General features: G+C 73.0%; 6 protein-coding genes. 3 read left to right on the top strand and 3 right to left on the bottom strand.

Annotated features, from left to right (window positions below; genetic code table 11):
* The first annotated feature begins 178 nt into the window (after positions 1-178).
* Entirely contained in the window at positions 179-1,645 is a 1,467-nt protein-coding gene (locus ACFV8H_RS41050) for a trehalose-6-phosphate synthase (RefSeq protein WP_380409846.1), read from the top strand.
* On the opposite strand, the gene otsB is transcribed toward ACFV8H_RS41050, so the two are convergent.
* Together otsB and ACFV8H_RS41040 are read right to left on the bottom strand one after the other, a co-directional pair.
* The gene (otsB, locus tag ACFV8H_RS41045) at positions 1,632-2,471 is read right to left on the bottom strand and encodes a trehalose-phosphatase (protein WP_380409844.1); all 840 of its coding nucleotides are present in this window, start codon (positions 2,469-2,471) and stop codon (positions 1,632-1,634) included. The genes ACFV8H_RS41050 and otsB overlap by 14 nt on opposite strands.
* A gap of 211 nt (positions 2,472-2,682) precedes the next feature.
* On the bottom strand, positions 2,683-2,919 hold the full coding sequence (locus ACFV8H_RS41040) for a DUF3263 domain-containing protein (RefSeq protein ID WP_375888705.1): 237 nt from the start codon (positions 2,917-2,919) through the stop codon (positions 2,683-2,685).
* Positions 2,920-3,043: 124 nt separating this feature from the next.
* Here ACFV8H_RS41040 and ACFV8H_RS41035 point away from each other — a divergent pair, with 124 nt between their 5' ends.
* Complete coding sequence (locus tag ACFV8H_RS41035) at positions 3,044-3,388, top strand: cupin domain-containing protein (RefSeq protein ID WP_375888707.1); 345 nt, start codon at positions 3,044-3,046, stop codon at positions 3,386-3,388.
* A 54-nt stretch (positions 3,389-3,442) separates the two neighbouring features.
* Here ACFV8H_RS41035 and ACFV8H_RS41030 read toward each other — a convergent pair whose 3' ends face one another.
* Positions 3,443-4,681 (bottom strand): extracellular solute-binding protein, encoded by a 1,239-nt coding sequence (locus tag ACFV8H_RS41030; protein ID WP_380409842.1) that lies wholly within the window; start codon positions 4,679-4,681, stop codon positions 3,443-3,445.
* Between the two features lie 348 nt (positions 4,682-5,029).
* On the opposite strand from ACFV8H_RS41030, the gene ACFV8H_RS41025 reads away from it, so the two are divergent.
* Entirely contained in the window at positions 5,030-5,962 is a 933-nt protein-coding gene (locus ACFV8H_RS41025; protein ID WP_380409840.1) for an ROK family protein, read from the top strand.
* Positions 5,963-6,086 lie beyond the last annotated feature (124 nt).

The following is a 6,086-nucleotide window of genomic DNA, read 5'->3' as shown; positions in this document are numbered from 1 at the left end:
CTGCCGCTCGTGATCCGACAACACCAGCTCGGCCAGCCTCGGCCCAGGACGTCCCATGCACTGACTAACGACGGATCAAGGACTCAGGACACTAGGGGCCCGTCTTCGGACTCCCGTCTGCGGGTCCGAAGACGGGCCCCGACGTTTGCCACCCCGCCCCCCCGGCAACATCCCAACCATGGGCGATCTCACGACCGAACGTTCGAGTGCGACCGGAACCGCCCCCGTCCTGGTGGCCTCCAACCGGGGACCGGTGTCCTTCGGCACCGCCGACGACGGCACGCTGACCCTGCGCCGCGGCGGCGGGGGCCTGGTCTCCGGCCTGTCCGCGATCGACGACCCCACCGCCGTCTGGGTCTGCGCCGCGCTGGGCGACGCCGACCGCAGAGCCGCCCGGGAGGCCCCCGCCGGCCGCCTCGACCTCGCCGGGCACGAGGTCGGCGGACAGGCCGTACGGATGCTCGACATCGACCCGGAGACCTTCGCCCGCGCCTACAACGGCGTCGCCAACTCCACCCTCTGGTTCGTCCACCACCTGCTCTACGCGACCCCCACCGCGCCCTCCTTCGACGCCGACTTCCGCACCGAGTGGGCCGCCTACCGGGCGTACAACGCCGCCTTCGCCGACGCCCTCGCCGCCGAGGCCGCCCCGGGAGCCGCCGTCCTGGTCCAGGACTACCACCTCTCCCTCACCCCGGCGCTGCTCCGCGAAGCCCGCCCCGACCTGCGGATCGGCCACTTCTCCCACACCCCGTGGGCGCCGCCCGAGTACTACCGGCTGCTCCCCGACGACGTCGCCCGGGCCGTCCTGACCGGCATCCTCGGCGCCGACCGGGCCGGCTTCCTCACCGAACGCTGGGCCCGCGCCTTCGCCGCCTGCTGCGAGGACCTGCTCGGCGCCGCCTTCGACCCGACCGCCCTCACCGTCACCCACGAGGGCCGCACCACCCACCTGGGCGTGCACGCCCTGGGCGCCGACGCCGACTTCCTGCGCGAACGCGCCCACCGCCCCGACGTCGACGAACGCCTCGCCGCCCTACGCACCGCCGTCGGCGACCGCCGCACCATCGTCCGGGTCGACCGCACCGAGCTGAGCAAGAACATCGTCCGCGGCCTCCAGGCCTACCGGCACCTGCTCCGCACCCGCCCCGAGTGGCACGACCGGGTGGTCCACATCGCCTTCGCCTACCCGTCGCGGACCGACCTCGCCGAGTACCGCGACTACACCGCCGCCGTCGAACGCCTCGCCGCCGCCATCGACGCCGAGTTCGCCACCCCCACCTGGCAGCCCCTGATCCTGCACGTCAACGACGACTTCCCACGCTCCCTGGCCGCCTACCGGCTCGCCGACGTGGCCCTCGTCAACCCGATCCGGGACGGCATGAACCTGGTCGCCAAGGAGGTCCCGGTGGTCTCCGACCACGGCTGCGCCCTCGTCCTGTCCCGCGAGGCCGGCGCCCACGCCGAACTCGGCGACGACGCCCTCACCGTCAACCCGTACGACGTCATCGCCACCGCCGAGGCCCTGCACACCGGCCTCACCATGAGCCCCGGGGAACGCGCCGACCGCACCAAGCGCCTGGCCGCCGCGGCCACCGCGCTCCCCCCGCAGCAGTGGTTCCTCGACCAGCTCAACGCCCTCTGAGGGCCTCCCCCAGCGCCCCCAACAGCTCCACCACCCCCTCGGGCCCGTCGACCACCACGTCCGCCAGGTCGGCGAGCTCCCGCACCGGCGCGTCCCCCACCGCGCCGGCGCACACCAACAGCCCGGCCAGCCCCTGCCCCCGCAGCTCCTCCACCGCCCGGAACGCCGCCACGTCCCCCAGGTCGTCCCCCGCGTACAGCACCGCCCGCGCCCCGCGCTCCCGCAGGAACCCGGTCAGCGCCGCCCCCTTGTCCACCCCCGGCGGCCGCAACTCCAGCACCAGCCGCCCGGGCTCCACCACCAGCCCGTACGCGGCCGCCAACTCGCCCACCGGCCCGCGCAACGACTCCAGCGCCCGCTCCGGCTCCGCCGTACGCCGCGTGTGCACCGCCACCGAGCGCCCCTTGTCCTCCACCCACGTCCCCTCGGGCGCCCCCACCCGCTCCAACACCCCCGGCAACGCGCCCCGCACCCCCGCCACCCCCGGATGCACCTCCGGCGCCGAGAGCTCACCCGCCTCCCACCGCTCGGCGCCGTAGTGCCCCAGCACCACCAGCCCCGGCACCCCGGCGAACCCCCCGTACTCCGCCGCCAACCCCGCCGGCCGCCCGGTCACGACGACGACGGCCCCCACCACCGCCGCCAACCCCCGCAACGCCCCCACCACGCCCGGATGCGCCCGCGCCCGCGAGGGATCCGGCACGATCGGCGCCAACGTCCCGTCGAAGTCCAGGGCGACCACCGCATCACCGGGCGCCGCCAGAACCGCCCGCAACCCGTCCCGCCCGGCCTCGGTCGCCGGCACCACCATCTCGTCAAGACCCATACCGACACCCATACCCCGCCCCGGAACCGGCACCCCCACCCCGGCGAGCGCGCGAGGCAACACCCGCGCACCCGCACCAAAAACCCGCACCCACCCCACCCCCAGCACCCCCTCCCACCTCCTCACCCGCCCAAGGCGAGAGGGACGCGCCCCCGGACCAACCCACCCTCCCGAAAGCCCCCCACCCACCAACAGCCCCGCGCAGCGGCCGTCACCGCGCCCCGCGCCGCCCCTCCCGCACCCGCCGCAACCGGTTCACCAGCACCGGCGCGAACGCCAACGCCTCCTCCCGGTCCAACAACCCGTTCAGCACCTGGTAGTACCGCGTGGAGGAGAGCCCCAGCTCCTCCCGGATCGCCCGCTCCTTGGCCCCCGCCGTCCGCCACTGCCGCCCCTCCAGCGCCAGCACCGCCCGGTCCCGCTCACTCAGCCCACTCGGCTCGCCCACCACGCACCACCTCCGCACATCCCCCCGGCAATCCCCCACGGACCTACGAAGTGTCATTCTCGGACGCGCCCCCGACACACTCTGCCCCCCACCCCGGTGCCCCCGCCCGGCTAGCGTCACCCCCATGACCAGCTTCGCCGTCCACATCCCCACCGCCGACCTCGACCCCGAGCCCCTCGACCCGTCCCAGATCGTCTCCGGCACCCCCGAGGTCACCGGAAAGGTCCTCGCCGAGTCCCCCGACGGCCGCCAGCTGCGCGGCATCTGGCAGATCACCCCGGGCGTGGTCACCGACGTCGAGGCCGACGAGATGTTCGTGGTGCTGAGCGGCCGGGCCACCATCGAGATCGAGGGCGGCCCGACCCTGTCCGTCGGCCCCGGCGACTGCGCCGTCCTGCGCGAGGGCGACCGCACCACCTGGACGGTCCACGAGACCCTCCGCAAGGCCTACGCGATCACCCTCCCCTGACCCCGCCCCGGCACCGGCCCTCGCGGTGAGCCCCCCGCCCCCCGGCAGGGGGCCTCACTGCTTGCGGACCCGGCCCGCTTCCTTCATCGCCCCGTCCTGCAGCCCCTGCAGCACCTGCTTCGGGTCCCCGGTCACGGCCTGCCCGATCCCCGTCTTGATCCGGTTGCTGACCTCACCCCAGGCCGGGTCCCCGAACGGGTAGAAGCTGGCGTTGGTCAGCCCCACCGCGAACTGCTTGAGGTCCTCGTGCTTGGGGTCCGAGGACATCTGGTTGAAGGCGTCCTGGGTCACCGGCAGCAGGTTGTACTGCTCGTCGAACTTGAGCTGGTAGTCCTTGGTGTAGACGAAGGACAGGAACTTCTTGATCTCGTTCTTGTGCCCGTTGGCCTTGAACGCCATCATCCAGTCCGCGACGCCGAGGCTCCCGGTCCTCCCCACGCCGTCCTTCTTCGGGATGACCGCCGTCCCGAAGTCGATCTTCCCGGCGGACGCCATCCGCAGCAGGGTCGGGTGCCCGTTGAGCATCGCGACCTTCCCGGAGGCGAAGTCCTGGAACACCGGCGTGCGGTTCATCTTGCCGGGGTCCGGGTACGTCAGCCCGGTGCTGACCAGGTTGTTCTTGAGCCAGGTGAAGGTCGCCTGGTTCTGGTCGCTGTCGATGGTGTAGTTGCCGACGTCGTCCGAGAGCGAGCCGCCCCCGCTCAGCGTCCACAGCATCGACTCGGCCGGCGCCTCCTCGGGCCCCAGCGGCAGCCCGTACGGGGTCACCCCGGGCACCTTGGCCTTGATCTTCTCGGCCGCGGCCCGCAGCTCGTTCCAGGTGGTCGGCGGCTGGGTGATCCCGGCCTGCTTGAAGATCGCCTTGTTGTAGAAGAGCACCCGCGAGGAGGAGACGAAGGGGATCCCGTACTGGGTCCCCAACACCTGCCCGGCGTGCGAGAAGTTGTCCATGAACTTGGCCTGGGTGTCCATCGAGAGGACGTCCGCGGCCGCGTACAGCCGGTCCGCCGCGACCTGCTCGGCGAAGCCGCCGGTCTGCAGCAGGTCGGGCGACTTCCCGGCCGCGATCATGTCGTCGACCTTCTTGCCGATGTCGGTCCAGCTGTCGACCTCGACCTGGACCTTGATGCCGGGGTTGGCCGCCTCGAAGGCCTTGGAGACCTCGTCCCAGTAGTGCTTGGAGCCGGTCTCGGCGTTCTCCCCGTAGTCCGCGGCGACCAGTTTGAGCGTGACCGGCCCATCGCCCTGCCCGCTGCACGCGCTGACCGTGGTGAGCACCAGTGCTCCGGCCAACGCCGTACCGAGCACACGGAGGGAAACCTGGGCGCGCCTGTTCAACGCGGGTACCGCCTTCAAAGGGAACTACAGCCGGACGAGGGAATCCGGCAGGGGGGAGCGCCACACTCCCAAACCGCTCGCACACTGGTCCACACCACTCGCCCCCGCCCGTCGAGTAGTTACCGAAGTGCCCTGGTTCATTGCACGATGCGCAACAACAGGCGAACGGAGGCCCTCAGCCGGACTCCGGGACACAAAGCCCCGCACACCGCCGCAGCCGAGACAAAGCTCACCCAGTATGGACCAGACCAATCCGACAACTGGACTAGACCTCTTCGACCCGACCAAGGGAAACTGTCCTCCGTGAAGCACGTCATCGCACTCGATGTAGGCGGCACCGGCATGAAGGCCGCGCTGCTCGCCCAGGACGGCTCCGTGCTGTTCGAAGCACGCCGACCGACCGGGCGGGAACACGGCACCGACGCCGTCGTCGCCGCCATCCTCGGCTTCGCCGCCGACCTCGCCGACGAGGGCCGCGCCCGCTTCGGGCACGCCCCGCTGGCGGCCGGCGTGGCCGTGCCCGGCACGATCGACGAGAAGAACGGGATCGCGGTCTTCTCCGCCAACCTCGGCTGGCGCGACCTCCCGCTGCGCAAGCTGCTCGGCGAGCGCCTCGGGGGCCTGCCGGTCGCCCTCGGCCACGACGTGCGCTCCGGCGGGCTGGCCGAAGGGCGGATCGGCGCGGGTCAGGGCGTCGACCGCTTCCTGTTCGTCGCCCTCGGCACCGGCATCGCCGGCGCCATCGGCATCGGCGGCCGGATCGAGGCCGGCGCGCACGGCTACGGCGGCGAGATCGGCCACGTCGTGGTCCGCCCCGGCGGCCCGCAGTGCGGCTGCGGCGCCCGCGGCTGCCTGGAGACGCTGGCCTCCGCCTCGGCCGTCTCCCGCGCCTGGGCCGAGGCCAGCGGCGACCCCGACGCCGACGCGGCATCCTGCGCCGCCGCGGTGGACGCCGGGGACGACCGCGCCCGCGCCGTCTGGCAGGACGCGGTCGACGCGCTGGCCGACGGCATCGTGCTGGCCCAGAGCCTGCTCGACCCGTCCACGGTCATCGTCGGCGGCGGGCTGGCCGAGGCCGGCGACACGCTCTTCACGCCGCTGCGCGCTGCGGTCACCGAGCGCCTGACCTTCCAGATGCCCCCGAAGGTCGTACCCGCCATGCTCAAAGACACCGCCGCGTCCCTGGGCGCCGGCCTGCTCGCCTGGGACCTGCTCTCGATGGAGGTGACCGCGTGACCACCGCGGACCGTGACCGTACTGCCCTCTCCGGCGCCCGGCTCGTCCTGCCCGGCGGGGTCGTCGACGGCGGCCGCCTGGCCGTCGAGGGCGAGCGCATCGCCGCCCTCTCCCACACGGCGAG

Source organism: Kitasatospora sp. NPDC059827, assembly GCF_042731675.1.
In the GTDB taxonomy this organism is placed as follows: Bacteria; Actinomycetota; Actinomycetes; order Streptomycetales; family Streptomycetaceae; genus Kitasatospora.
This window is presented reverse-complemented; position numbering and strand designations above follow the sequence as displayed.

Bases quoted from the DNA above. Each gene is read 5' to 3' on its own strand.
- ACFV8H_RS41050 (WP_380409846.1), top strand. From the start codon at position 179: ATGGGCGATCTCACGACCGAACGTTCGAGTGCGACCGGAACCGCCCCC.
- otsB (WP_380409844.1), bottom strand. From the start codon at position 2,471: ATGGGTCTTGACGAGATGGTGGTGCCGGCGACCGAGGCCGGGCGGGAC.
- ACFV8H_RS41035 (WP_375888707.1), top strand. From the start codon at position 3,044: ATGACCAGCTTCGCCGTCCACATCCCCACCGCCGACCTCGACCCCGAG.